At 75.6% G+C, this 24,726-nt stretch carries 24 protein-coding genes; 10 read left to right on the forward strand and 14 right to left on the reverse strand.

The features are described from left to right. Positions 1-53: 53 nt before the first annotated feature. Entirely contained in the window at positions 54-230 is a 177-nt protein-coding gene (locus BM165_RS24645; protein ID WP_177225115.1) for a hypothetical protein, read from the forward strand. 6 nt (positions 231-236) lie between these two features. On the opposite strand, the gene BM165_RS05455 is transcribed toward BM165_RS24645, so the two are convergent. The 5 genes from BM165_RS05455 to BM165_RS05475 all read right to left on the reverse strand — a co-directional run bounded on the left by BM165_RS05455 (position 237) and on the right by BM165_RS05475 (position 6,387). After that, positions 237-1,289, reverse strand: coding sequence for a potassium channel family protein (locus BM165_RS05455; protein WP_244274060.1), 1,053 nt, complete (start codon positions 1,287-1,289; stop codon positions 237-239). A 66-nt stretch (positions 1,290-1,355) separates the two neighbouring features. Continuing rightward, entirely contained in the window at positions 1,356-3,095 is a 1,740-nt protein-coding gene (locus tag BM165_RS05460; RefSeq protein WP_075012465.1) for a class I adenylate-forming enzyme family protein, read from the reverse strand. Positions 3,096-3,224: 129 nt separating this feature from the next. Next, complete coding sequence (locus tag BM165_RS05465) at positions 3,225-4,796, reverse strand: long-chain-fatty-acid--CoA ligase (RefSeq protein ID WP_208976657.1); 1,572 nt, start codon at positions 4,794-4,796, stop codon at positions 3,225-3,227. Between the two features lie 72 nt (positions 4,797-4,868). Then, a complete protein-coding gene (locus BM165_RS05470) occupies positions 4,869-5,693 on the reverse strand; it encodes a class I SAM-dependent methyltransferase (RefSeq protein WP_075012466.1) in 825 nt (274 codons plus the stop codon). A 34-nt stretch (positions 5,694-5,727) separates the two neighbouring features. Further along, positions 5,728-6,387: a TetR/AcrR family transcriptional regulator gene (locus BM165_RS05475; RefSeq protein WP_075012660.1), complete on the reverse strand. Its 660-nt coding sequence runs from the start codon at positions 6,385-6,387 to the stop codon at positions 5,728-5,730. 106 nt (positions 6,388-6,493) lie between these two features. Here BM165_RS05475 and BM165_RS05480 point away from each other — a divergent pair, with 106 nt between their 5' ends. From BM165_RS05480 to BM165_RS05490, 3 genes are read left to right on the forward strand one after another with little or no spacing between them, the layout of a single operon-like run. Next, complete coding sequence (locus BM165_RS05480; protein WP_075012467.1) at positions 6,494-7,714, forward strand: acyl-CoA dehydrogenase family protein; 1,221 nt, start codon at positions 6,494-6,496, stop codon at positions 7,712-7,714. Next, positions 7,711-8,703, forward strand: coding sequence for an acyl-CoA dehydrogenase family protein (locus tag BM165_RS05485; RefSeq protein ID WP_075012468.1), 993 nt, complete (start codon positions 7,711-7,713; stop codon positions 8,701-8,703). The genes BM165_RS05480 and BM165_RS05485 overlap by 4 nt, the downstream gene beginning before the upstream one ends. Then, positions 8,700-9,596: an enoyl-CoA hydratase-related protein gene (locus BM165_RS05490; protein WP_075012469.1), complete on the forward strand. Its 897-nt coding sequence runs from the start codon at positions 8,700-8,702 to the stop codon at positions 9,594-9,596. The genes BM165_RS05485 and BM165_RS05490 overlap by 4 nt, the downstream gene beginning before the upstream one ends. An 11-nt stretch (positions 9,597-9,607) precedes the next feature. Here the strand turns inward: BM165_RS05490 and BM165_RS05495 are convergent, their stop codons facing one another. The 7 genes from BM165_RS05495 to BM165_RS05525 all read right to left on the reverse strand — a co-directional run bounded on the left by BM165_RS05495 (position 9,608) and on the right by BM165_RS05525 (position 16,241). Continuing rightward, complete coding sequence (locus BM165_RS05495) at positions 9,608-10,009, reverse strand: type II toxin-antitoxin system VapC family toxin (RefSeq protein ID WP_075012470.1); 402 nt, start codon at positions 10,007-10,009, stop codon at positions 9,608-9,610. After that, positions 10,006-10,251 carry an AbrB/MazE/SpoVT family DNA-binding domain-containing protein gene (locus tag BM165_RS05500; protein ID WP_075012471.1) on the reverse strand — a complete coding sequence of 82 codons (246 nt, stop codon included), beginning with the start codon at positions 10,249-10,251 and terminating at the stop codon, positions 10,006-10,008. Before BM165_RS05500 ends, BM165_RS05495 begins: the two co-directional genes overlap by 4 nt. A 107-nt stretch (positions 10,252-10,358) precedes the next feature. Next, a complete protein-coding gene (locus tag BM165_RS05505) occupies positions 10,359-12,824 on the reverse strand; it encodes an ABC transporter permease (protein WP_075012472.1) in 2,466 nt (821 codons plus the stop codon). A gap of 4 nt (positions 12,825-12,828) precedes the next feature. Then, the gene (locus tag BM165_RS05510) at positions 12,829-13,602 is read right to left on the reverse strand and encodes an ABC transporter ATP-binding protein (RefSeq protein WP_244274061.1); all 774 of its coding nucleotides are present in this window, start codon (positions 13,600-13,602) and stop codon (positions 12,829-12,831) included. A 195-nt stretch (positions 13,603-13,797) separates the two neighbouring features. Next, a complete protein-coding gene (locus tag BM165_RS05515) occupies positions 13,798-14,478 on the reverse strand; it encodes a response regulator transcription factor (protein WP_075012473.1) in 681 nt (226 codons plus the stop codon). Beyond that, positions 14,475-15,662 (reverse strand): sensor histidine kinase, encoded by a 1,188-nt coding sequence (locus tag BM165_RS05520; RefSeq protein ID WP_075012474.1) that lies wholly within the window; start codon positions 15,660-15,662, stop codon positions 14,475-14,477. Before BM165_RS05520 ends, BM165_RS05515 begins: the two co-directional genes overlap by 4 nt. 81 nt (positions 15,663-15,743) lie before the next feature. Beyond that, positions 15,744-16,241, reverse strand: a complete 498-nt coding sequence (locus BM165_RS05525) for a MarR family winged helix-turn-helix transcriptional regulator (protein ID WP_075012475.1) — start codon at positions 16,239-16,241, stop codon at positions 15,744-15,746. 90 nt (positions 16,242-16,331) lie between these two features. On the opposite strand from BM165_RS05525, the gene BM165_RS05530 reads away from it, so the two are divergent. The 6 genes from BM165_RS05530 to BM165_RS05555 all read left to right on the forward strand — a co-directional run bounded on the left by BM165_RS05530 (position 16,332) and on the right by BM165_RS05555 (position 22,793). Further along, positions 16,332-16,895 (forward strand): YceI family protein, encoded by a 564-nt coding sequence (locus BM165_RS05530; protein WP_075012476.1) that lies wholly within the window; start codon positions 16,332-16,334, stop codon positions 16,893-16,895. 125 nt (positions 16,896-17,020) lie between these two features. Then, complete coding sequence (locus BM165_RS05535; RefSeq protein WP_075012477.1) at positions 17,021-17,353, forward strand: hypothetical protein; 333 nt, start codon at positions 17,021-17,023, stop codon at positions 17,351-17,353. Positions 17,354-17,676: 323 nt separating this feature from the next. Next, on the forward strand, positions 17,677-19,566 hold the full coding sequence (gene typA, locus BM165_RS05540) for a translational GTPase TypA (protein ID WP_075012478.1): 1,890 nt from the start codon (positions 17,677-17,679) through the stop codon (positions 19,564-19,566). Between the two features lie 372 nt (positions 19,567-19,938). Next, the gene (locus tag BM165_RS05545) at positions 19,939-21,024 is read left to right on the forward strand and encodes an aldose epimerase family protein (protein ID WP_244274063.1); all 1,086 of its coding nucleotides are present in this window, start codon (positions 19,939-19,941) and stop codon (positions 21,022-21,024) included. A 183-nt stretch (positions 21,025-21,207) separates the two neighbouring features. Next, entirely contained in the window at positions 21,208-21,717 is a 510-nt protein-coding gene (locus tag BM165_RS05550) for a DUF5994 family protein (protein WP_075012480.1), read from the forward strand. Between the two features lie 92 nt (positions 21,718-21,809). After that, a complete protein-coding gene (locus BM165_RS05555; protein ID WP_075012481.1) occupies positions 21,810-22,793 on the forward strand; it encodes an NAD-dependent epimerase/dehydratase family protein in 984 nt (327 codons plus the stop codon). Between the two features lie 54 nt (positions 22,794-22,847). Here BM165_RS05555 and BM165_RS05560 read toward each other — a convergent pair whose 3' ends face one another. Together BM165_RS05560 and BM165_RS05565 are read right to left on the reverse strand one after the other, a co-directional pair. Continuing rightward, complete coding sequence (locus BM165_RS05560) at positions 22,848-23,855, reverse strand: sulfite exporter TauE/SafE family protein (protein ID WP_075012482.1); 1,008 nt, start codon at positions 23,853-23,855, stop codon at positions 22,848-22,850. A gap of 248 nt (positions 23,856-24,103) precedes the next feature. Then, positions 24,104-24,661 (reverse strand): sigma-70 family RNA polymerase sigma factor, encoded by a 558-nt coding sequence (locus BM165_RS05565; protein ID WP_075012483.1) that lies wholly within the window; start codon positions 24,659-24,661, stop codon positions 24,104-24,106. Positions 24,662-24,726: the final 65 nt, after the last annotated feature.

Below are 24,726 nucleotides of genomic sequence, written 5' to 3' on the forward strand. Positions count from 1 at the left end.
GAGGTGCGGCGCCCGGCTGCAGTTCCCCGGACGCGCTGCCGATCTGGGAGGACATGAACCCCATCGCGTGCCGCGCCGTGGCGCAGGCCGGACTGGTCGCGGCCACCGCCTCGGCCGACGACGAGCGCCCCTGGTCGCTCTTGCTGGTGGCCGGCTGGCACACCACCGCGGCCGACCTCGTGCTGGCCGACACCCGGCTGGCCGACGAGCTGGCGGCCTTGCCGGTCTGACCGGACCTACGCGCGCGCGAGCTGGCCGCTGGGCCCGTGCGAGCGGACCACGACCAGCACGTCCTCGCTCTGCAGCGTGCCGATCAGCGGGTCGTCGAAGCGCAGCGTGCGCCCGCCGCGGGTGACCGACAGGACGATGTCGCGCAGGTCGCGCGGGCCCAGGCCGACCTCGCCGGACGTCACCGGGCGCTGGGAGAGGTCGAGCCCCTGCCCGCCGGTGAGCAGGTCCTCCACGACGGAGACCACCCGCGGGCTGTCGGTGGACAGGCCCAGCAGCCGGCCGGACGTCGCCGAGGTGGTGATGACGGTGTCGGCGCCGGACTGCCGCAGCAGGCTGGCGTTCTCCTCCTCGCGGACGCTGGTGGTGATCGGGACGCTCGGGTTGAGCTGGCGCACCGTCAGGGTGATGAGCACCGCGGCGTCGTCGCGGTTGGCCGCCACGATCACCGCCCGCGCCCGCTCCACGTGGGCCCGGCGCAGCACGTCGGTGCGCCCGGCGTCGCCCACGATGCCGGTCAGGCCGATGGAGTTGGCCTCGTCGATGGCGCGCTGGTCGTTGTCGACGATGACGATGCTGTCGAGCGGGGTGCCGGTGGCTTGCAGCGACCGGACGGCGCTGCGCCCCTTGGTTCCGTAGCCGCACACGATGACGTGCTGGCGCACGCGGGACCTCCAGCGTCGGATGCGGAACTCCTCGCGTGAGCGCGCGGTGAGCGCCTCGAGGGTCGTCCCGATGAGCACGATCAGGAACATGACGCGCAGCGGCGTGATGAACAGGATGTTCACCAGCCGCGCGGTCTCGGTGATGGGCGTGATGTCGCCGTAGCCCGTGGTCGACAGCGTGACCGTGGAGTAGTAGATCGCGTCGACCAGCGTGATGCCGACCTCGTCGCCGTCGCGGTAGGAGTCGCGGTCGATCCAGACGATGAACACGGTCAGCGCGAGGAAGAACGCCGCGAGCAGCACCCGGCGCATCACCTGCCGGACGGGGGTGGGCTCCTCGTGGGCGATCCGGACCCCGGTGTGCGGGTCCTCCGCCGTGCCGTGTCCGCCGATCACCTCGCGGACGATAGCGAGCGGACGGCGGCCGGGCGTGCAGGACGCCGCGGCCACCGCCCGAACGGGTCAGCCCTGCGCCGCCTCCCGGTCGCGCAGCTCCCGCTTGAGGACCTTGCCGGCGGCCGACACCGGGATCGCGTCGATGAAGACGACGTCGCGCAGCCGCTTGTACGGCGTGACCTTGTCGTTCACCGCGGCCATGACCGACTCGGCGGTCAGCGCCGCCCCGGCGTCGTCGGCCCTCCGCACGACGTAGGCCACCGGCAGCTCCCCGGCCTCCTCGTCGGGCCGGCCGACGACGGCGGCCCCGGCGACTCCCGGGACGCCGAAGAGGACCTCCTCCAGCTCGCGCGGGAACACGTTGTAGCCCTTGTAGAGCAGCATGTCCTTGGTGCGGTCGACGATCGACAGGTAGCCGTCCTCGTCGAGGACGCCGACGTCGCCGGTGTGGAACCAGCCGTCGGCGTCGATCGACTCCGCCGTCGCCTCGGGCCGGTGGGCGTAGCCGCGCATCACCTGCGGGCCGCGGATGCACACCTCACCGCGCTCGCCCACGGGCAGCGGGTCGCCGCCGCCGAGCGGGCGGATGGTGATCTCGGTGTCGAACACCGGCACCCCGACCGTGCCCGCCTTCCGCGTGCCCGAGCGGAACGAGGGGTTGCCGGTGGCCTGCATGGTCACCTCGGTGAGCCCGTACCCCTCGCCGATGACGGCGTTCGGCAGCACCGCCTGCAGCCGCTCGATGAGCGACACGGCGAGCGGGGCGGCGCCGCTGGAGACGCCGCGGACGTGCGACCAGTCGTGCTCGGTGAAGCCGGGCACCTGCAGCAGCGCCACGAACACCGGCGGGGCGCCGCCGATCGACGTGACGCGGTGGCGGGCGGCGTCCTCCACGTAGCGCACTGGGTCGAACCGCATGTGGATCACCGTCATGGTGCCGGCCATGACCATGCCGTTGAGGTAGCCGATCGCCCCCATCGCGTGGAACCACGGCGTCAGGTTGACCAGCCGCGCCTCGCCGAGCCGGATCGGGCACTCGTCCTCGCCGAGGACCTGCCGGAGGGTGACGTCGCCGGCGTCGTCGAGCTCGGGCAGCGACCCCGACGTCCAGCACGCCGACTGCAGCACGTTGGTGACGACGTTGCGGTGCGGCAGCTCCACGCCCTTGCTCACGCCGGTCGTGCCGCCGGTGTAGGCCAGGTGCGCGAGGTCGACGGCGGGGTCTACGCCGGCGTCGTGGTGCCGGTCGGTCGGGTCGGCGCCCAGCAGGTCGGCGAGGTCGACGTCGGTCTCCTCGAGGCCGTCGAGCCGGGCCGCGAAGTCCAGGGTGTGCGCCTCCCCGGTGACGACGACGGTCTGCACCGGGGTGGCCGCCAGGGCCGAGCGGACGAACGGCAGCACCTGGTCCCAGGTGACCAGGACCCTCGCGCCGGCGTCGGTGAGCTGGGCGGCGAGGTCGGCGGCGGGCAGCAGCGGGTTGGTGGGGGAGAAGACCGCGCCGGCCATCATCACCCCGTAGTAGACGGCCGGGTACTGCCGGCAGTTCGGGATGTGCACCGCCACCACGTCGCCGCGGCCCACGCCGTGCTCGGCCAGCCAGTTGGCGACCGCGGCCGCGCGCTGCCCCAGCTCCTCGTAGGACAGCTCGACGTCGTGGTCGACGAACGCCGTCCGCGTGCCCCAGCGGCGCACGGCCGCCCGCAGGATCGACCCGACCGGGACCTGCGGGTACTCCAGCGAGCGCGGCAGCCCGGGCGGCCAGCTGGCGGCGGCGGTGGGGGCCGGTGCGGGCTGGGTCGCGGTCATGCGGGTCCTCCCTGTCGGGTTCGTGGCCGGGACAGGGTGGCCCACGTCACAGCCGGCTGTCGAGCCGTGTGGCCCCGTGCAGGGGCCCGCCGCGAGCGTGCGAGCGGTGGGGGGCACGGGGGTCCTTCGTCACACGGCCGGGTCGCTGACCAGGGACCCGGCCCGGTGCTCCGTGCGCAGCGCCGTCTTGAGCACCTTGCCGCTGGGGTTGCGGGGCAGCGCCGGCACGACCGCGTACTCCCGGGGGTGCTTGTAGCGGGCCAGCCGCTCCCGGCACCAGGCGGTGAGCTCCTCGGGCGTGGGCGGGGAGGCCGGGTCCCGCGGGGCGACGACGGCCAGCGGCGCCTCGCCGAAGCGGGCGTCGGGGACGCCGATGAGCGCCACCTCGGCGATCCCCGGGTGGGCGGCGAGCACGTCCTCGACCTCGGCGCAGTACACGTTCTCGCCGCCGGTGATGATCATGTCCTTCTTGCGGTCGACGACGTAGTAGTAGCCGTCCTCGTCCTGCCGGACCAGGTCGCCGGAGTGGAACCAGCCGCCGGCGAACGCCTCCGCCGTCGCCTCCGGCCTGCCCCAGTACTCCTTCATGACCATCGGGCTGCGGTAGACGATCTCGCCCACCTCGCCCCGCGGGACGTCGCGCATCGCGTCGTCGACGACACGCACCTCGACGTTGAGCATCGGCGTCCCGACCGAGCCGATCTTGCGGATCGAGTCCTCGCCGCGCAGCAGGCAGGTGACCGGGCTGCACTCGGTCTGACCGAAGGCGGTGACCACCTCCGCCTGCGGGAAGGTGTCGATCATCGTGCGCAGCAGCGTCGTCGACGCCGGGGCCGCACCCCAGGAGATGCGCCGCAGGCTGGACAGGTCGCGGTCGGCGATGCCGGGGACGGCGACCACCGCGGCCCACATCGCCGGCACGAGGAAGATGTTGCTGACCCGCTCCCGCTCGACGAGGTCGAGCGTGGCCACCGGGTCGAAGCCGCCCGAGCGCAGGATCACGTGGGTGCCGCCGAGCAGCAGCGGCGGCAGGCCCCCGGCCAGCCCGGCGATGTGGAACAGCGGTGCGCCCGGGACGCCCACCCGGTCGTCGGGGTGCCAGCCGAGGTGGGTGACCTGGCTGAACACGTGCATGAGCAGGTTGTGGTGGGTCAGCACCGCGCCCTTGGGGCGGCCCGTGGTGCCCGACGTGTACATGATGAACGCCGGCGCGGACTCGTCCACCTCGACGTCGAGCGGCTCGGCCGACGCCGCGGCGACCGCCTCCTCCAGGTCACCGCCGATCGTGAGCACCGTGCGCAGGTCCGGCGCCTGCTCGCGGGCCTTGGTGGCCACCTCGGTGAGCGCCGCGTCGACGACGAGCGCGGTGGCCCCGGAGTCGGCGAGCACGTAGGCGACCTCGTCGGCGACCAGCCGGAAGTTGACCGGGACGACGATCGCGCCCAGCCGCACCCCCGCGAGGTAGGCCTCCCACACCTCCATCGAGTTCAGACCCAGCACCGCGACGCGGTCGCCGGTGCCGACGCCGCGGTCGGCCAGCGCGCGCGCCAGCCGGGTGACCCGCTCGTCGAGCCCGGCGTAGGTGCGCCCGCCGCCGTCGAAGCGCAGCGCCCACGCGTCCGGGGTCCGCCGGGCCCAACGGGCGAGCTGGTCGGCGGCGGTCATGCCGCGGCCCTGGAGAGCGGGGATGAGGGCGCTCACGGGTCCTCCTCGGTGCCGGGTGTGACCCGCGTCATGCTGTCGGGGGCCGAGGAGGGCGGTCAACCCTGACGGTCAGGGCAGCCGCGCGGCCGCGCCGACCAGGAGCGGGTTGACCAGCACCGCGTCGGCGGCCGCGGCCTGGGCCCGCAGCCGCTGTTCGAGGTCCTCGGCGCCGACCTCCGCCGCGGTCGCCACGCCGGTGCGCTCGAAGGCCGGCAGCAGGCTGGTGGCGTCCCCCGCGACGATCGCCCACCCGGTCGCCCCACCGCCCCGCTCCAACGGCTGGCCGGCGCTGAGCACGGGGTCGGGCAGTCCGGCCGTCCGGTAGACCGCGGTCAGCCGCAGCCCCGCGTCCACGGGCACGCCGAGCCGCTCGAAGGTGGTGAGCAGCCAGCCGTTGAAGGCGGTCAGGAGCGGCAGCGGCGGGTGCGCGGCGCGGGTGGGGAGGACGACGTCGGAGAAGGCGACCACCCCGCCCGGGCGCACCAGCCCCGCCATCCGGGCCACGAGTGCGACCGGATCGGCGAGGTGGAGCAGGAGCAGCCGCCCGAGCACGGCGTCCACCGGCCCCGGCGGCTCCCAGGTGGTGACGTCCGCCTGCTCGAGGACGACGGTGCGGTGCCCGGCCGCCGCGGCCCGCCGTCGGGCCACCTCCAGCGGGCGGGCCGCGGCGTCGACGCCGATCACCCGGCCGGTGGGCCCCACCCGCTCGGCGGCGGCCAGGGTGACCGCGCCGAGCCCGCAGCCGAGGTCGACGACCGTCGCGCCGGGGGCCAGGCCCGCGGTGTCGAGCCACGCCGCGGTGGCCGGCGCGTAGACCCGGGACAGCGCGTCCAGCCGGGCCAGTGCGGGGTCGTCGTCGCCGAGGACGTAGCCGGGGGCGCGGTCGCTGACCATGCCCCCGCATGCTGGCCCGGCCGGAGCCCCGGCGTCAGCCCTCCGCGTGCGCGAAGAGCATCCGCGCGGCGAGCCGCTTCCACAGCGCCAGGTGCGGGTCGGTGGCGGCGGGGCGGTCGGCGAAGGCGTACACGCAGGCCACGCCGCGCATGCTGGTGAACAGCAGCTCGCACAGCTCGGCGTAGAGCGGCGCCGCGGCGATCTCCGGACCCCAGATGCCGTCGGCCACCCGGCGGATCGCCGTGCGCAGGCCCCGCTCCTCCACCTGCAGCGCCGCGCGCAGCCCGGGGTCGGTGCGCGCCGCCGTCCACAGCTCCATCGCCGCCCAGAACGGCGGCTCGTGGAACGTCGCCCACATCAGGTCGATGGCGCGGTCGACCCGCTCGGGGCCGGGCGGCTGGTCGGCCATGAGCGCCGCGGCCCGGGTCTCGACCTCGGCCAGCAGGGTGGTCGACACGTGCCCGGCGGCGGCCACCAGCAGCTCGGCGCGGGACGGGAAGTGGTGCAGCAGCCGCCCGCGTGACACCCCGGCCCGCGCCTGGACGGCGAGGGTGGAGGCGCCGGCGTAGCCGTCCTCGACCAGGCACGCGACGGCGGCGTCGAGGATGAGCGCGCGGCTGTCGGCCGTCCGCGCGGAGCGGGTCCGCGGCGGGCAGACGTCCGGGCCGGCGAGCGGTCCGGTGTCGGCGGTCACCGGGGCAGGGTAGGCGCCGCGCGCGACCACGAACAGTCACCGTTGACCGTCGCCGGTGACCGGTGTCACGCTGCGGCCGACCGGCCCGACGAGCAGGGGGTAGCGCGTGGACTTCGACGACACACCGGAGGAGGCGTCCTACCGGGCGCGGGTCCGGTCGGTGCTCACCGACCGCGCGGCCGACCTGCTGCACGTCGCGCCCGGTGAGCCGGTCGACGCCCGCAGCCGCGAGGCCGAGCTCCGGGCGACCCAGGGGGTGCTGGCCGAGGAGGGGCTGGTCGGGGTGACCTGGCCCCGCGAGTACGGCGGCCAGGGCGGCACGCTGGTGCAGCAGGCGATCGTGTCCCAGGAGCTGGCCCGCGCCCGCGTCCCCACCCTGGTCAACCACATCGGCATCGGCATGTGCGGGCCCACCGTCATCGCCCACGGCAGCGACGACCAGCGCTCCCGCTACCTGGCCCGCCTGCTGCGCGCCGACGACGTCTGGTGCCAGCTGTTCAGCGAGCCGGCGTCGGGCTCGGACCTCGCCGCGCTGCGCACCTCCGCGGTGCGCGACGGCGAGGACTGGGTGGTCAACGGCCAGAAGGTCTGGACGACGCTGGCCCACGTCTCCGACTTCGGCATCCTGCTCACCCGCACCGACCCGGAGCGGCCCAAGCACGCCGGGCTGACGATGTTCGTCGTCGACATGCACGCCCCCGGCGTCACCGTGCGGCCGCTGCGGCAGATGAGCGGCGGCGCGGACTTCAACGAGGTCTTCTTCGACGACGTCCGCATCCCCGACTCCGAGCGGCTCGGCGAGCCGGGGGAGGGCTGGCGGGTCGCGCTCACCACGCTGATGAACGAGCGGGTGGCCATCGGCGGCGCCGGCAGCGACATCGGCCAGTCGCCCGAGGCGCTGGCCGCGCACGCCCGCGAGCGGCTGCCCGCCCTCGACCCGGAGCGGCAGGCCCTGGCCCGGCAGGCCGTGGGCCGGGCGCTGGTCGCCTCGCTCGCCACCCGCTACACCGGCTACCGCCGCTTCACCACGCTGTCGCAGGGCGGGGTGCCCGGGCCGGAGGCCAGCGCCGGCAAGCTCGGCGGCACCGCCGCGGCCCGGCTGGTGGCCGACGCCGGCGTCCGGCTGCTCGGCGACGACGCCGTCCTGGGCGCCACCGCCGACGGCGACGACACCTGGCAGCGGGCACAGGCGTACGTGCCGGGCATCGCGATCGCGGGCGGCACCGACCAGGTGCTGCGCAACATCCTCGGCGAGCGGGTGCTGGGCCTCCCCTCCGAGCCCCGCACCGACAAGACCGCTCCCTTCTCCACCGGAGGACGACGGTGAACTTCGACCTCTCCGACGACCAGCGCGACGCCGCCGCCGGCGCCCGCGACTTCTTCACCGGCTCGGTGCCGCTGTCGGCCGCCCGGGCCGCGCTGGAGGGCGAGGGCGTCCCGGCGCCCGGCCGCAAGGCGCTGGCCGACATCGGCTTCCTCGGCATCACCGTGCCGGAGTCGGCCGGTGGTGCGGGCGGCTCCGTGCTCGACCTCGCCGTCGTCGCCGAGCAGGGCGGCGCGGTGCTGGCCGGGCCGTCGCTGGTCACCGCGGCGCGGGCGGCGGTGCTGTTGGAGGGCGCGCCCGACCTCGCCGCGCAGCTGGCCGACGGGTCGGCGGCGATCGCCGTCCTCGACGGCCCGGTCACCGGCTCGGCGCCCTCGATCGACGCCGCCGACGCCACGCTTTTCCTCGGCCTCGACGGCGGCGCGCTCGTCGCCGGCGAGGGGGAGGTCGTGCCCGGCCGGCCGCTGGACGCCACCCGCGGGCTCGCCCGGGTGCGGCTGACCTCGCGCCGGGTCCTGGCCGAGGACGCCGGCGGGCTGTGGGAGCGGGCGCGGCAGGTGGCCGCCGTCGTGCTGGCCGCCGAGGACCTCGGCGCCGCCGACCGTGCCGTGCTCATGGCCGTCGACTACGCGCAGCAGCGCGAGGCCTTCGGCCGGGTGATCGGCTCCTACCAGGCGGTCAAGCACATGCTCGTCGACGCCTGGGTCGGGGTGGACCAGCTGCGCTCGCTGGTGTGGTGGGCGGCCTGGGCGGCCGACTCCGCGCCCGGGGAGCTGCCGCTGGCCGCCGCGGCCGCCAAGGCCTACGCCGCCGAGGCGTTCGAGCGGGCCGCCGAGACGGCCGTGCAGGTGCACGGTGGCATCGGGTTCACCTGGGAGCACGACGCCCACCTGTACTGGCGGCGGGCCAAGACCGACCGGCTGCTGCTGGGCGACGCGACCGAGCACCTCGACGCCGTCGCCCGCCTCGCGGTCGGCGGCGCCCTGGGATGACCTTCGAGCAGCTGCGCTACGACGTCGACGACGGCGTCGCCACGATCACCCTGCACCGGCCGGAGCGGCTCAACGCCTTCACGCCGGTGATGGCCGCCGAGCTCGGGCGGGCCGCCGCGGCCGCCGACGCCGACGAGGCCGTGCGGGTCGTCGTCGTGACCGGCGCCGGGCGGGCGTTCTGCGCGGGCGCCGACCTCGCCGCCGGTCCCGGCGGGCTCGGCGACCGGTCCCGCGGCGCCGCCCCCGACGGCGGCGAGCCCGGCCGCGGCAGCATCGACGGCGTCCCGCGGGACTGGGGCGGGATCGCGTCGCTGCCCTTCGCCGCCCTGCGCAAGCCGGTCGTCGCCGCCGTCAACGGCCCGGCCGTCGGCATCGGCGCGACGATGCTCCTGCCGATGGACGTGCGCATCGCCGCCGAGTCCGCGCGGTTCGGGTTCGTCTTCGCCCGCCGGGGGATCACCCCGGAGGCGGCGTCGTCGTGGTTCCTGCCGCGGGTGGTCGGCATCAGCCAGGCGGTGGAGTGGGTGGCCACCGGGCGGGTGTTCGACGCCGCCGAGGCGCTGCGCGGCCGGCTCGTCTCGCGGGTGGTGCCCGACGCCGAGCTGCTGCCGGCCGCGCACGCGCTGGCCCGCGAGATCGCCGACAACACCTCCGGGGTCGCCGTCGCCGCCGCGCGGCAGCTGCTGTGGTCGATGCTCGGCGCGGCCTCGCCCTGGGACGCGCACCGCGCCGAGTCACGCGCGCTCGCCGAGCTGACCGCCGGCCCCGACGTCGAGGAGGGCGTGGCCGCCTTCCTCGCCAAGCGGCCCCCGGAGTTCCGCGCGCCGCTGGGCGAGGGCGCCGTCGCCGGTGTCCCGCGCTGGCCGCTGCCCCCGGACGACGTCACACCCTGACGGCCGGCCGCTCAGGCGAGCAGTCGGTGCGCCGCCCCGATGGCTCGGTAGGTCGCCGCTGCCCGGGAGTCGAGGGAGACGAGCTCGGCGCCGTGCCGTACCGCGGTCACCGCGATGAGGGCGTCGTAGGCGGCGCCGCCGGAGACCCCCCGGCCCGCCAGCAGTTCCGGCAGTCCGGCGATCTCCTCGGCCGAGAGGGTCAGCGGCGCGTCGGTCGCGACCCGTCGGAGGAACCACGCCGCCAGGTCGGGCACGACCCGGTGCGGTGGGGGGAGCCGGGTGAGCACCGAGTAGGTCTCGACCAGGCTGTGCGCCACCAGCCGCGCACCACGCAGCGCCTCCCGGGCCGCGGGGTGCGACTCGTGCCAGGACGCGAAGGCCGCCACCAGCACGCTCGTGTCGACCGCGATCACCGCCGGGTGCGCTCCAGCGCCTCGCGCACCTGCTCCGCGGTGAGCGGGGGAAGGTCGACGTCGGTGACGGCCCGGACGGCGTCTCCGGACTCCTCCAGGCGCATCGCGACCGGGGCGGGCTCGATCTCCAGGCGCCCGTCCCTGACCTGCACGGAGACCTCGTCCCCGGCTCGCAGTCCCAGGGCGTCGCGGAGGGCCTTGGGGACGACGAGCCGCCCGGCCCCGTCGATGGTGGTCCGCATGGCAGAAAAATACCATCGCGCCACCTGTTCCCCACCTCCCGACGATCATGGCGCCGTGACCACGGACCCGCGGTGCGGCGTGGTCACGGCGCCGTGATCGCGGCGCACTACACGGCGGCGATGGCGGCGACCGGGGCGGTGCGGGCGGCGCGGCGGGCCGGCAGCACCGAGGCCAGCAGCCCGGCGACGGTGGCGACGACGACGATCGCCGCCACCTGCAGCCACGGCACGTCGAGCACCACCTCGCCCTGCCCGCCGAGCACCGACGCCGTCCCGATCAGCCCGTACCCGCCGCCGAGCAGGACGCCCAGCACCGCGGCGACCCCGGCCACGAGCACCGCCTCCCACGCCAGCAGCCCGCGCAGCTGGCCGCGCGTGAGACCCAGCGCCCGCAGCAGGCCGTTCTCCTGGCGCCGCTCGACCACCGACAGGGCGAGGGTGTTGCCCACGCCGATCAGCGCGATAACCACCGCGACGCCGAGCAGGCCGGTGACCACCAGCAGCAGCACGTCGAGCACCGAGTCGATCGCGGCCCGCTCGCTGGCCAGGCCGGTGACGTAGGCGCCGGGGGCCGCGGCGCCGGTCAGCTCGGTCACCTCGTCGATGGCGGCCCGCTGCCCGTCCCCGTCGGCCAGCCGCAGCCACAGCGTCGCCGGGGGCGCGTCGGGGACCAAGCCCCGCAGGTCGGCGCCGTGGAGCATCGGCGCGGTGGCGTCCCCTCCGACGACGGCGGTGAGCGTGCGGCTGTTCGCGCCGGCCGTGAGCGTCACCGGGTCGCCGGCCCGCACCGCCCAGGCGTCGGCGGCCCACTGCGGCAGCACCACCTCGCCGAGGGCCGGCAGCGGGAGGTCCGCCGTGCTGCGCAGCACCCCGGTGGCGTCCGCCGGGTCCACGCCCTGCGACCAGACGGGCCGGCCGTCGGGGCCGGTGAGGTCGGCACCGGTGAGCGCCGTCCCGGCGACGACGCCGTCGACGTCCTCCAGCCGCGGGAGCAGCGCCGTCGGCAGCTCGCCGTAGGCCCCGACCTCGACGTCGGCCGGGTAGGCGGCGTCCAGGCCGGCCTGCGCGGTGGCCCGGGTGGAGGCCGCACCCACCACCATGGCGGTGGTCAGCGTGACGCCGATGAGCAGCGCGGTCGCCGTCGCCGCCGTCCGGCGCGGGTTGCGGGTCGCGTTGCCGGCGGCGAGCCGGCCCGGCAGCCCGCCGACGCGGCCCAAGGTCCGCCCGGCGGCGGACACCACCGGCGGCACCGCCCGCTGTGCGAGCAGCACGACGCCGAGGAAGCTCGCCGCGCCGCCGGCGAGGGACGGGTACACGTCGGCCGTGGCGACACCGAGCGCCATGAGCCCGGCGCCGCCGAGGACCAGGACCAGCCCGGTGACGAACCGCGCCAGGCCGCCCCGGCTGCGCAGCGGCGGCGCGTCCTGCGGGCGCAGCGCGGCCAGCGGCGCGACCCGTGTGGCCGCCCGCGCCGGCCCGAGGGCCGCGAGCAGCGTCGTCAGCGTGCCGACCGCCAGCCCCGCGCCGACCGCGTACAGCGGCACCGAGACGCCCTCGAGCGGCAGCGGCGAGTCGGGACCGACCAGCGCGGAGACGAGCGCGGCCAGCCCGATGCCGGCACCCACGCCGATCGCCGACGCGGCCAGCCCGGTGACCGCGGCCTCGGCGATCACGCTGCGCCGGACCTGCCGGGAGGTGGCGCCGACGCAGCGCAGCAGCGCCAGGTCGCGGGTGCGCTGGGCGACGAGCACGGCGAGCGTGTTGGCGATGACCAGCCCGGCCACCAGCACCGCGACGGTCGCGAAGACCAGCAGGACGGCGGCGAGCGCGAGCCGGTTGCCGGTCATGGCGGCAACGGCGTCCTCGGCGGCCTGCTCGCCGGTGCGCACCTCGACGGCGGGGAGGCCCGGTGCCGCCGCCACCTGCTCCGCGAGGAGCCCGGGCTCCGTGCCCGGCTCGCCGGCGACCCGCAGCTCGGTCGGCTCGGCCGCACCCCAGGCGGTCACCTGCTCGGGGACGGCGAACCCGCGGGCGAACACCCCGGCGGAGGGGTCCCCGCCGAGGTCGACCAGGCCGGTGACGGTCGCCTCACCGGTGGTGGCGACCACACCGGTGGCGGGGTCGTAGACGGTCACGGCCACGACGTCGCCCACGGCCGCCTCGGTCGTCGTCGCGAGCGCGACCTCACCGGGCCGGCCGGGGAGGGCGCCGTCGGCGACCTGCTGCCAGCGCAGCTCCGGGTCGGTGGCGATCGACTGCACCGACAGGTAGGCCTCGGAGCGGCCGGGGAGGGCGGCCTGGACGTCGGCGGCCGCGCTGGGGTCGACGGCGCGGACGCCGGGGACGGCCGCGACGGCGTCGACGGCGCCGGCCAGCGAGGAGCCGTCGGTCGTGGTCACGACGACGTCGGTGCCGACGTACTGGGCGCCCGCGGCGCGCAGCAGGGTGGCGCGGGAGGTCTCGTTGAGCACCAGCGTCGCCACGACGAAGGCGACCGCGATGACGACGGCCAGCGTGGCGGCGACCAGCCGGGGCAGGTGCGCGCGCAGGCCGGCCAGGGTGGTGGACAGCACCGCGTCAGCCCCCCAGCCCGCGGAGCGCCTCGAGCACGGACGCGGCGGTGGGCCGCTCGATCTCCCCGGCGGGGCGGCCGTCGGCGAGCAGCACGACGCGGTCGGCGTAGGAGGCCGCCGTCGGGTCGTGGGTGACCATGACGACGGTCTGGCCGGTCTCGCGGACGCTGCTGCGCAGCAGGTCGAGCACCTCGGCGCCGGCGCGGGAGTCGAGGTTGCCGGTGGGCTCGTCGGCGAAGACGACGTCGGGGCGGGGGAGCAGCGCCCGGGCGATCGCGACCCGCTGCTGCTGGCCGCCGGAGAGCTCGGAGGGGCGGTGCCGCAGCCGCTCGCGCAGGCCGAGGCGGGCGATCACGGCGTCGAACCAGGCCGGGTCGGGACGGCGGCCGGCCAGCTGCACCGGCAGCACGATGTTCTCGCGGGCGTCGAGGACCGGCAGCAGGTTGAAGGCCTGGAACACGAAGCCGATCCGGTCGCGGCGCAGCCGGGTGAGCTCGTCGTCGCGCAGCCCGGTGAGCTCGGTGTCGCCGAGGAAGACCTGCCCGGCGGTGGCGGAGTCCAGCCCGGCCAGGCAGTGCATGAGCGTGGACTTGCCCGAGCCCGAGGGGCCCATGATCGCGGTGAACCCGCCGCGGTCGAAGGCGACGTCGACGCCGGCCAGCGCGCGGACGGCCGTCTCGCCGGAGCCGTAGACCTTGGTCAGGCCGGTGGCGCGGACGGCGGCGGACGACGTCGAGGCCGGCGGCTCGCCGGGGACGGTCATGACGGGGACGGACACTGCGGACCTCCGCGGATCGCTTCTGGGGACGGGGACGACCCTCGCGGTCGGGGGCGTCCTCCCGCGTCGTCCCGCGAGGTGGTCCTGCGGGGCGGCGCCCTGCCCCCGGGGGCGGAGGCCCGTCATCCCCCGGTCGGACCCGGGGACGACGCGTGAGGTCGTGCACTTCCGCGGAAGTGCACGGGAGGTCCTCCGTCAGGCGTCGCGGAGCAGGTCGGCGGGGGAGACCAGCCCGGTCCGGTAGGCCAGGACGACGGCCTGCACGCGGTCGCGCGAGCCGGTCTTGGCCAGCACCCGCCCGACGTGGGTCTTCACCGTCGCCTCGCTGACGAACAGCCGTGCGGCGATCTCGGTGTTGGTCGCGCCGAGTGCCATCTGCACCAGCACCTCGCGCTCGCGGGGCGTGAGCTCGGTCAGCTCGGACGCGGGCGCGGCGGCCGAGCCGGCCCCGCGCAGCAGCGGCGCCACGTGCTGCAGCAGCCGGCGGGTGGAGCTGGCGGCGATCACCGAGTCGCCGGCGTGCACCGTGCGGACCGCGTCGAGCATCTCCTCGGGCGGCGCGTCCTTGAGCAGGAAGCCGCTGGCCCCGGCGCCGATCGCGGCGACCACGTACTCGTCGAGGTCGAAGGTGGTCAGCACGACCACCCGGGGCGGGTCGGGCAGCGCGGTGACCCGCCGGGTGGCCTCGATGCCGTCGGTGCCGGGCATGCGCACGTCCATGAGGACGACGTCGGCCGCGGTGGCCTCCAGCAGCCGCACCGCCGCCTCGCCGTCGCCGGCCTCCCCGACGACGGTGAGGTCGGGCTGGGAGTCGATGACCATCCGGAACCCGGCGCGCACCATCTGCTGGTCGTCGACCAGCGCCACGCGGATCACCGGCCCCTCCCGAGCGGCAGGACGGCGTGCACCCGCCAGCCGCCGCCGGTGCGCGGGCCGGCCTCCAGTCGCCCGCGGTGCAGCTGCGCCCGCTCCTGCATGCCCCGCAGCCCCTGCCCGTGCCCGTCGTCGGCGGCCACGGCGGCCGCGGCGCCCCGGCCGTCGTCCAGTACCGACAGCTCCAGCGCGTCGTCGCGCCAGTGCAGCCGCACCCACGCCCGGGTGGAGGGGCCGGCGTGCTTGAGCACGTTGGTCAGCGACTCCTGCACGATCCGGTACACGGCCAGCTGCGGACCGGCCGCCATGGGCCGCGGCTCGCCCTCCACCAGCAGGTCGACGTCGAGCCCGCTGCCCCGGACGTCCTCGATGAGCGCCGGGACCGCCACGACGTCGGGCTGCGGGGCGTACTGCTCGGGGGAGCCGTCCCGGAGCACACCGAGCAGCGCCCGCATGTCGGCGAGCGCCTGGCGCCCGGTGGCGGCGATGGCCTCCAGCGCCCCGGTGGCCGCCTCGGGGTCGCTCCTGCCCGCGTAGCGGCCGCCGTCGGCCTGGGCGATGACCACCGACAGGGAGTGCGCGACGACGTCGTGCATCTCGCGGGCGATCCGCGCCCGCTCGGCGGTGGCGGCCAGGCGCATCTCCTGGTCGCGCTCGATCTCCAGCAGCCGGGCCCGCTCGGCCAGGCCGACGAGCTCGCCGAGCCGGGAGCGGCGCAGCCGGCCCAGCGCCCAGGCCGCGACCACCGAGACGCTGATCGAGCCGACGGTGACGAGCAGGGCCACGCCGTCGCCCGCCGACCACCAGCGCAGCGAGGCGAGGACCGCCCCGACCAGCCCGAGCGCCAGCCCCGCCCGTCCCGCCCAGGGCGGGCCGTAGGCGGCGAGCGCGTGGACCATGACCAGCGCCGCGACGTTCGCGGCGAGGAAGTCGGTGCCCGCGACCAGCTCGAACAGCCCGGCGGCGGTGACGACGGCGGCCGCGGGGACCGGTGCCCGTCGCCGCCAGGCCAGCGGGGCGACGAGCGCGACACCGATCAGGAAGGACACGGTCTCGCTCAGGTAGTACGTCTGCGCCGGGACGACGACGGCGAAGAGCCCGACGGCCGCGGCGATCACCACGTCGACGGCGAACGGCCGCGCGCGCAGCGTCGCCGCGAGCTGCTCGAGGGGGAGGCGCTCGTCCATCGGCGCCGAATCTAGGCAGCGCGGCGGCGTCCGTCGTCCACCCGGGGGAGGACCCGCCGGTCGTCCCCGGGGACGAGGGCGTCAGCGGCCGAGGTGGCGCAGCAGGGTCTCGCCGACGTCCCGCATCGCCGCGATCTGCTGCGGGGAGAGCTGGTCGAACAGGTGGGTCCGCACGCTCTCGACGTGGATCGGCGCCGCGGCCTCGAGCGCGGCGAAGCCCTCGTCGGTGAGCACGGCCAGCAGGCCGCGGCCGTCCTCGGGGCACTCCTGGCGGCGCACCCAGCCGCGCTCCTCCAGCCGGGAGACCGCGTGCGACAGGCGGCTGCGGGAGGACAGGCAGCGGTCGGCCAGCTCGCTCATCCGCATCATGCGGTCGGGGGTCTCCGACAGCTGCACGAGGATCTCGTAGTAGGCGCTCGGGATGCCGGTCGAACGCACCAGGTCGCGCTCGAGCCGGTCCTGCAGCATCTGGGTGCTGTGCAGCCAGGCCCGCCAGGCCAGCTGCTCCCCGTCGTCGAGCCAGCGCGTGCCCGCGGGGACGTGCCCGGCACCGGTGGCGGGCGACACCTCGGTCGTCATGCCCCCAGGGTACTGGCGGAATAGTCAAGCCCTCAACTACGCTACGGGCGCCGTAGGTAGTTCGACGCTCAACCACTGAGAGGGTCCACCATGACCGCCAGCACCGCCGTCCAGATCCCCGGGTACCTCGCCGGCACCTGGGACATCGACGCCACCCACTCCACCGTCGGCTTCTCCGTGCGCCACATGATGGTGAGCAAGGTCCGCGGCTACTTCACGGAGTTCTCCGGCGAGATCGTCACCGCCGAGGACCCGGCGCAGTCGTCGGTCAGCGCCACGATCGACATGGACTCGATCGACACCCGCCAGGAGCAGCGCGACGCGCACATCCGCTCCGCGGACTTCTTCGACGTCGGCAACCACACCGTCATGACCTTCCGCTCGGCCCGGGTCGTCACCGACGGTGCGGACTGGGCGGTCGAGGGCGACCTGACCATCAAGGGCATCACCAAGCCGGTCACCCTCAGCCTCGAGGTCAACGGCTTCGGCCCCGACGCCTACGGCGGCACCCGCGCCGGCTTCAGCGCCCGCACGTCCATCTCCCGCAAGGCCTACGGCGTCGACATCGACCTGCCGATGGACGGCGGCGGCGTCGTCGTCGGCGACAAGATCGACGTCGAGCTCGAGATCGAGGCCGTGCTCCGCACCGCCTGAGCAAGGACCCTCCTGCCCCCCACCGCTCGCAGGCTCGCGGCGGGCCCCTGCAGGAGGGCCACCCCGAAGGGCCCCGGACGCACGTCGCGTCCGGGGCCCTCGCGCGTCCCGGGGACACTGGGGTCATGACGACGTCCGTGCTGACCCGCGCCCGCACCCGGCTGTCCTCCGCCGCCCTCGTCGCCGTCGGGCTGGCCGCCGGCTTCGGCGTCGCCCAGGGCACCGGCGTCCGGGCGCTCGGCGGCGCGGTGTTCGCCGCCGCCGGCGTGGGCGCGGCCGCCCTGTGGGTGCAGCGCCGCGGCTGGGCGGTCGCGCTGGGCCTCGGCGCGCTCTACGTCGGTGCCTTCGTGCTCGCGCACGTGCTCGCCATCGGTGCCGGACTGCCGGCCTGGCTGGCCGTCGGCCTGGTGACGGTGGTCGCCGCCGGGGTGACCTACGTCGTCGCCGACCGCCACTGACGCGGTACGCCGGCGCCGCGGGTCGGTGACGCTGCCGGCCTGGTGCCGGGCGGCGGCCTGGTGCTGGGCGGCGGCCTCCGCCACCTGCGGACCGCCGAGCGGCTCCGGGCGGGCTGGAGGAGCGTCTCGCGCAGGTCCGGGGCGGTGAGTCCGGTCACGATCCCCGCCGCAGGGGTGACCTCCGCCCCGGGCGGGCCCCACGACCGGGGGGAGCACGCGACCGGAGCCCCTACAGTGGGAAGGTCGCCGAGCAGGCGGCTGTTGGACCCAGTGCCGGGCGCGTGGACGCGCCGACCCCCTGATCTCCTGAGGTGCCTCTCCGCATGCCCACCCGCGACGACCTGCGCAACGTGGCGATCATCGCCCACGTCGACCACGGGAAGACCACCCTGGTCGACGCCCTCCTCCGCCAGGCAGGCGCCCTCGGGCGCGCCAAGGGCGAGGGGACGGACAACGACTCCACGCAGGACCGCGTCATGGACTCGATGGACCTCGAGCGTGAGCGCGGCATCACCATCCTGGCCAAGAACACCGCTATCCACCTGGCCGACGAGAACGGCAACCCCGTCGTCGTCAACATCGTCGACACCCCCGGTCACGCCGACTTCGGCGGCGAGGTCGAGCGCGGCCTGTCGATGGTCGACGGCGTCGTCCTGCTCGTCGACGCCTCCGAGGGCCCGCTGCCGCAGACCCGCTTCGTCCTGCGCAAGGCGCTGGGCAAGGGGATGCCGGTCATCCTCGTGGTCAACAAGACCGACCGCTCCGACGCCCGCATCGGCGAGGTCGTCGACGAGACCTACGAGCTGTTCATGGAGCTGCTCGAGGACTCCGGCATGGACGTCGACAACCTCGACTTCCCGATCGTCTACAGCAACGGCAAGACCGGGCAGGCCTCCCTCACCCGGCCCGCCGACGGCACCAGCCCCGACAGCCCCGACCTCGCGCCGCTGGTGAAGACCCTGCTCGACACCATCCCCGCGCCGGTCTACGACGCCGAGGAGCCGCTGCGCGCGCAGGTCACCAACCTCGACGCCTCGCCCTACCTCGGCCGGCTGGCGCTGCTGCGCATCCACTCCGGGACGATGAAGAGCGGCCAGACGGTCGCCTGGTGCCGGACCGACGGCAGCACCAAGCACGTCAAGATCACCGAGCTGCTGGTCACCGAGGGGCTCACCCGCACCCCGGCCGAGAGCGCCGGCCCCGGCGAGCTCGTCGCCATCGCCGGCATCGAGGACGTCATGATCGGCGACACCCTCGCCGACCCGAACGACCCGCGGCCGCTGCCGCCGCTCACCGTCGACGAGCCGTCGATCTCCATCACCATCGGGATCAACACCTCGCCGCTGTCGGGGCGCTCCGGCAAGAAGCTCACCGCACGGCTGATCAAGAACCGTCTCGACCAGGAGCTGGTCGGCAACGTCTCGGTGCGCATGCTGCCCACCGAGCGTCCCGACACCTGGGAGATGCAGGGCCGCGGCGAGCTGGCGCTGGCCATCCTCGTCGAGCAGCTGCGCCGCGAGGAGTTCGAGCTCACCGTCGGCCGGCCCACCGTCGTCACCAAGACCATCGACGGCAAGCTCCACGAGCCGGTCGAGCGCGTCACCATCGACACCCCCGGCGAGTACGTGGGCACGCTGACCCAGGCGCTGGCCACCCGGCGCGGGCGCCTGGAGAACCTGGTGCACCACGACACCGGCTGGGCGCGGATGGAGTACATCGTCCCCTCGCGCGGCCTGATCGGGTTCCGCACCGAGTTCCTCACCGAGACCCGCGGCACCGGCGTCCTCAACCACAACCTCGAGGGCTACGAGCCGTGGCTGGGCGACATGCGTGCCCGCCCGACGGGCTCGCTGGTCGCCGACCGCCAGGGCGTGGCGACGACCTACTCGATGTTCTCGCTGCAGGAGCGCGGCCAGCTCATGGTCCAGCCGGGCACGGACGTCTACGAGGGCATGATCGTCGGTGAGAACTCCCGTCCGGACGACATGGACGTGAACATCACCAAGGAGAAGAAGCTCACCAACATGCGCAAGTCCACCTCCGAGGAGCTCGAGCGGCTGATCCCGCCGCGCATCCTCAACCTGGAGCAGGCGCTGGAGTTCTGCGCCGAGGACGAGTGCGTGGAGGTCACCCCGGCGACGGTCCGGATCCGCAAGGTGGTGCTCGACCAGACCGAGCGCGGCAAGGCGAAGAACCGCAAGCCCAAGCCGTGACGGCGCGAACGCCTCTCCGCGACCCGCGGGGAGGCGTTCGTATGTTCGCGTTGACATGCCGGTGGCGCGTCCATAGCGTCGGGCGGTGTTCCACAGGTCACACCACGGGGGAGTCGGGGCCACGTCGTCGCGGATGCGAGGGCCCGGCAGTGGCCTGGCCACCGTGCGACGACGCCGGTGGACCGCTACGGACACGGAGTCCCCATGGCCCGACCGCCGCTCCTTCCCCAGCCCCCTGCCCTCGACCCGGGGTCGCGCAGACCGAGACGGCGGTGGTTGGTCCCCGTGCTCGGCGCCGGCCTGCTCGCCGGCGGCCTCGTGGCACCGGCCAGCGCCACGCCCGCTGACGACGACGACGGGACGGGAGGCGACGTGACCGCGACCGTCGAGCCCTTCGGCAACACCCCTGACGGCACCCCGGTGGAGCGCTGGACGCTCGCCAACGGCGACGTGACCATGAAGGTGCTCAGCTACGGCGGGGTCATCCAGACCCTCGAGGCGCCCGACGCCTTCGGGCGGACCGAGAACGTGGTCCTCGGCTTCCCCGACCTCGAGGGCTACGTCTCCGCCGACGACCCCTACTTCGGCTCGCTCATCGGCCGCTTCGGCAACCGCATCGCCGAGGGCCACTTCACCCTGGACGGCGAGACGTACCAGCTGCCGCTCAACGACGGCCCCAACACCCTGCACGGCGGCCCCGGCGGCTTCTCCGAGCGCGTCTGGACCATCACCGACGTCAGCGACGACGACGTGGCCGCGCTCCGGCTCGAGCTGGTCAGCGAGGCCGGCGACCAGGGCTTCCCCGGCACCCTGACCACGGCGGTCACCTACACCCTGGACGCCGAGGCGCGGCTCACCGTGCACTACGAGGCCACCACCGACGCCCCCACCGTCGTCAATCTCACGCAGCACACCTACTGGAACCTGGCCGGTGAGGGCTCCGGCGACGTCTACGACCACCTGCTGCAGCTGAACGCCAGCGGCTTCACCCCGGTCGACGAGACGCTCATCCCGACCGGCGAGATCGCCCCGGTGGAGGGCACGCCCTTCGACTTCCGCGAGCCCACCGCCATCGGCGAGCGCATCCGGGTCGCCGACCAGCAGGTGCTCTACGGCCAGGGCTACGACCACAACTGGGCGCTCGACCGCGAGGACGACGGCGCGCGGGAGGGCTCCGACAGCGAGGACGCCCTCGAGCAGGCGGCCGTGCTGCACGACCCGGAGAGCGGCCGGACGCTGCGGATCCTCACCACCGAGCCCGGCATCCAGTTCTACTCGGGCAACTTCCTCGACGGCACGCTCGTGGGCACCGGCGGCGGGGTCTACCGGCAGGGCGACGGGCTGGCGCTGGAGACCCAGCACTTCCCGGACTCGCCGAACCAGCCGGACTTCCCCTCGACGGAGCTGCGCCCGGGCGAGACCTACGACAGCACCACGGTCTTCGAGCTGGGCAGCTGAGTCCCGGCGCTCCCGCGGACCCCGGTCCGCGGGAGCGCCGTGACCAGACCGTGACCGGTCGTGATGACGAGCCGTAGCGGTCCGACAGGCCAGGACGCCACGCGCGGGGGCACACCGACACGCCGACCTACGGTCGTCCGGTGGGCCCGGACGCGGGCCCGCGAGGCGAGCAGGAGGCAGCTGATGACGACGACCCGGATGGCGCGCGGGGAGGACGGGTTCCGCGGGGGCATCGACGTCCGGGTGAGCCTGCGGGCCGACGCCGGGTCGGGGGAGAACGCCCTCGACGGCGCATGGTTCCCCCGCAGCCGCGACCTCGCCGTCGAGGTCCCCGAGCTCGTGGCGGCACTGGACCGCCGCGGGATCCGCGTCGAGCGGTTCACCCACGCGCTGGAGCCGTGGCTGCCCGCGCCGCGCAAGCTCGTCGTCGACGGCCGCGTCGTGCGCACCGGCGGGTTCCGCAGCATGGACCCCGGCGTGGTGTGCCTGAGCTGGGCCGGCGGCAGCCGGGTCGCCGACCTGCTGGTGGTGCCGCCGGAGACCGACGTCATCACCGGTGTCCGCGCGCTGCGGCTGTGCACCCGCCGCGGCCTGCCGCGCTCGCCGCAGATGCTGCTCGCCGCCGCCCGCTCCCAGCCGCTGCCGCAGGTCCCCGACGTGCCGGTCACCCGCGCCGTCTCACCCGCGGTCTGAGCGCGCCGTCCGAGCCCGCCGTCTCGGCCTTCCGTCTCGGCCCTCCGTGAACCGGCTGGACGGCGGCCGGGTGGCTGGGCTGGGCTGCGTGCATGCGACTCCTGGTCCTCGGTGGCACCGCGTTCCTCGGCCGGCACGTCACGACGGCGGCGCTCGACCGCGGTCACGAGGTGGCCACCTTCACCCGCGGCGTCTCCGGGGACCCACCCGAGGGCGCCCGTCCCCTGCACGGTGACCGCGACGACCCGGACGCGCTGCCGGCGGCGCTGGGGCGGTGGCGGCCGGACCTGGTCGTCGACACCTCGTGCCGGACCCGCGCCGCCGCCCGCAACGCGGCCGCCGTCCTGGGCGGGGTGGCCGGCTACGCCTTCGTCAGCAGCCTCAACGCCTACCGGAACTGGCCGCCCGGGCCGGTCGGGGCGGAGGACGGCGAGCCGACCTGGGACAGCGAGGACGACGCCTACGGGCCGAACAAGGCCTTCGCCGAGCGCGTGATCGGTACGGCGGTCGGCGACGGCTTCCTGACCGCGCGGGCAGGACTCGTCGTCGGCCCCTACGACTACGTGTACCGGCTGGGGTGGTGGCTGGCCCGGACCGCGCGCGGCGGCCGCGTCGTCGTCCCGGACGAGGGCATGGACCAGCCCATCGCGCTGGTCGACGCCCGCGACCTCGCCGGGTGGCTCGTCGCCCTGGCCGAGCGGGGGCAGGGCGGCGCGGTGAACGCGACCGGCCCGGCCGGGATGACCACCCTCGCCGGCCTGCTGGACGTCTGCCGCGACGTCACCGGCGGCGACGTCGAGTGGGTCCGGGTCCCCGAGGCCGACCTCGAGGCGGCCGGCGTGCAGCCGTGGCAGCACCTGCCGCTGTGGCTGCCGCAGGCCACGGCCCGCACCGCCTGGGACGTCGACACGTCCCGCGCCCGGGAGCTCGGCCTGGCGGCGCGGCCGCTGGCCGCGTCGGTCGCCGACACGTGGGCGTGGCAGCAGACCGACACGCGGCCGCGGTACTCACCCATGGGCCTGCCGGCCCCCGGCCTGCCCGCGGACCTGGAGGCCGCGCTGCTGGCCGGCCGCTGAGACGCGGGGAGGCCCCGCCCGGCAGTGCCGGACGAGGCCTCCCCGTGGGCTCGGCTAGGCCGGCGGTGCCTGCGGGCGGCCGGCCCGGAGGCTGCGCTCGAGGTCGGCGGCGTCGGCTGCGTCCGGCGCGTGCAGCCGCCGCTCGTCCTCGGCCAGCCGCGCGGCCTCGGCGGCCAGGGCGTCGGCCGACTCCTGCGCCCGGTCCTTGCGGAACTGGCTGTAGGAGTGGGCGACCGCGGCGGCCCAGACCAGGTAGATCGCCGCGTAGACGGCGTAGCGGACGGGGTCGGAGGCGTCGATCCAGTCGCTGCGCAGCAGGGTGCGGGTGTTGGTCAGCACGATGATCCCGCCGACCAGCGAGCCGAGCAGGCGCGGCGGCACGTGCCGGACCAGCCAGGCGGCCAGCGGTGCGGCGACCAGGCCGCCGAGGAGGAGGGCGGCGACCCAGGCGAAGTCGATGCCCTGCGAGCCGAGCGCGAGGAGGAACCCGAGGCTGGCCGACAGGGCGACCAGGAACTCGGAGGTGTCGATGGAGCCGATCACCTTGCGCGGCTCCATGCGGCCGCTGGCCAGCAGCGCCGGGGTGCCGACCGGCCCCCAGCCGCCGCCGCCGGTGGCGTCGACGAAGCCGGCCACCAGGCCGAGGGGCCCGAGGAACCGCTTGCGGACCGGCTTGCCGAGGTTGCGGCGGTCGATGCCGCGGAGGGTGAAGCGGACCAGCAGGTACACGCCGAGCGACAGCAGGATCAGCGACATCACCGGCGCGGCGACCTCGGTGGAGAGGGTGGACAGCACGGTCGCGCCGGCGAAGGCACCGACCGCGCCGGGCACGCCGACCCTGGCGACGACCTTCCAGTCGACGTTGCCGAACTTCCAGTGCGACAGGCCCGACGCCAGCGTCGTGCCGATCTCCGCGAGGTGGATGGTCGCCGAGGCGGCGGCCGGGTTGGTGCCGATGGCCAGCAGCAGCGTCGTCGAGGTGACGCCGTAGGCCATGCCGAGACTGCCGTCGACGAGTTGGGCGCCGAGTCCGGCGAGGGCGAGCAGGATCAGGGTCTTCACGGGGCTGACTCCGGGGAGGGGGCGCCGAGGGCGCGCGGCAGCGCAGCGCGACGGCGGGGACGAGCGGGGGAGCGCCGGGGACGGCGCGGGAGGTCAGCGGCCCGGACAGGCGGCGGTGCAGACACGCAGCAGGTCGACGTGGATCCGCCCCACGAGGAGCACCACCGTCGCCGCCACGGGGCGTATGTCTACCAGATCGGTCGGGATTGTCCGACCCGGGTCCCGCAGGGTGGGACGGACGCGGCCGGTCAGCCCCCGGACGCTCCCGACCCCTGTCGGCCGGACCCGTCGAGCGCCTCCACGAGGTCGGCCCGCGCCCGCGCGACCCGCGATCGGATGGTCCCGACCGGGCACCCGGCCACCTCGGCGGCGTCGGCGTAGGAGAGGCCGAGCAGCTGGGTCAGGGCGAAGGCCTCGCGCCGCTCGGGGTCGAGCCGGCCGAGCAGGTCGGTGACCGCGGCGCCCTCGCCGACCCGGTCGGTGGTGTCGGCGGGGGAGAGGGCCTCGAGGTCGGCGTCGTCGCGGACCAGGGTCAGCCGCCGGCGGCGACGCGAGCGGACGGCGTCGGCGCACACCCGGCGGGCGATCGACAGCAGCCAGGTGCGCAGCGACGAGCGGCCCTCGAAGCGGTGCAGCGAGGCGAACGCGCGGGCGTAGGTCTCCTGGGTGAGGTCGTCGGCGGAGTCCCGGTCGCCGAGGGCGGCGCACAGCCGCCACACGTCGGACTGGGTGGACCGGACGAGGGTCGCGGCGGCGAGGGGGTCGCCCTCCACCGCGGCCGCGGCCACCCGCGCCAGCTCGTCCACGTCACCCCTCCGTCGTGATCCCCGTCCCACCGGGAACCGGACGGACCCCCCGCGACGACTACTCC

Origin of the sequence: Geodermatophilus obscurus, assembly GCF_900115395.1 — a bacterium.
In the GTDB taxonomy this organism is placed as follows: Bacteria; Actinomycetota; Actinomycetes; order Mycobacteriales; family Geodermatophilaceae; genus Geodermatophilus; species Geodermatophilus obscurus_B.

Coding starts and splice junctions, on each gene's coding strand:
- BM165_RS05470 (WP_075012466.1), bottom strand. CDS start 5,693: ATGGTCAGCGACCGCGCCCCCGGCTACGTCCTCGGCGACGACGACCCC.
- BM165_RS05530 (WP_075012476.1), top strand. CDS start 16,332: ATGACCGCCAGCACCGCCGTCCAGATCCCCGGGTACCTCGCCGGCACC.
- BM165_RS05555 (WP_075012481.1), top strand. CDS start 21,810: ATGCGACTCCTGGTCCTCGGTGGCACCGCGTTCCTCGGCCGGCACGTC.
- BM165_RS05460 (WP_075012465.1), bottom strand. CDS start 3,095: ATGACCGCGACCCAGCCCGCACCGGCCCCCACCGCCGCCGCCAGCTGG.
- BM165_RS05525 (WP_075012475.1), bottom strand. CDS start 16,241: ATGACGACCGAGGTGTCGCCCGCCACCGGTGCCGGGCACGTCCCCGCG.
- typA (WP_075012478.1), top strand. CDS start 17,677: ATGCCCACCCGCGACGACCTGCGCAACGTGGCGATCATCGCCCACGTC.
- BM165_RS05490 (WP_075012469.1), top strand. CDS start 8,700: ATGACCTTCGAGCAGCTGCGCTACGACGTCGACGACGGCGTCGCCACG.
- BM165_RS05550 (WP_075012480.1), top strand. CDS start 21,208: ATGACGACGACCCGGATGGCGCGCGGGGAGGACGGGTTCCGCGGGGGC.
- BM165_RS05520 (WP_075012474.1), bottom strand. CDS start 15,662: ATGGACGAGCGCCTCCCCCTCGAGCAGCTCGCGGCGACGCTGCGCGCG.
- BM165_RS05500 (WP_075012471.1), bottom strand. CDS start 10,251: ATGCGGACCACCATCGACGGGGCCGGGCGGCTCGTCGTCCCCAAGGCC.
- BM165_RS05535 (WP_075012477.1), top strand. CDS start 17,021: ATGACGACGTCCGTGCTGACCCGCGCCCGCACCCGGCTGTCCTCCGCC.
- BM165_RS24645 (WP_177225115.1), top strand. CDS start 54: ATGAACCCCATCGCGTGCCGCGCCGTGGCGCAGGCCGGACTGGTCGCG.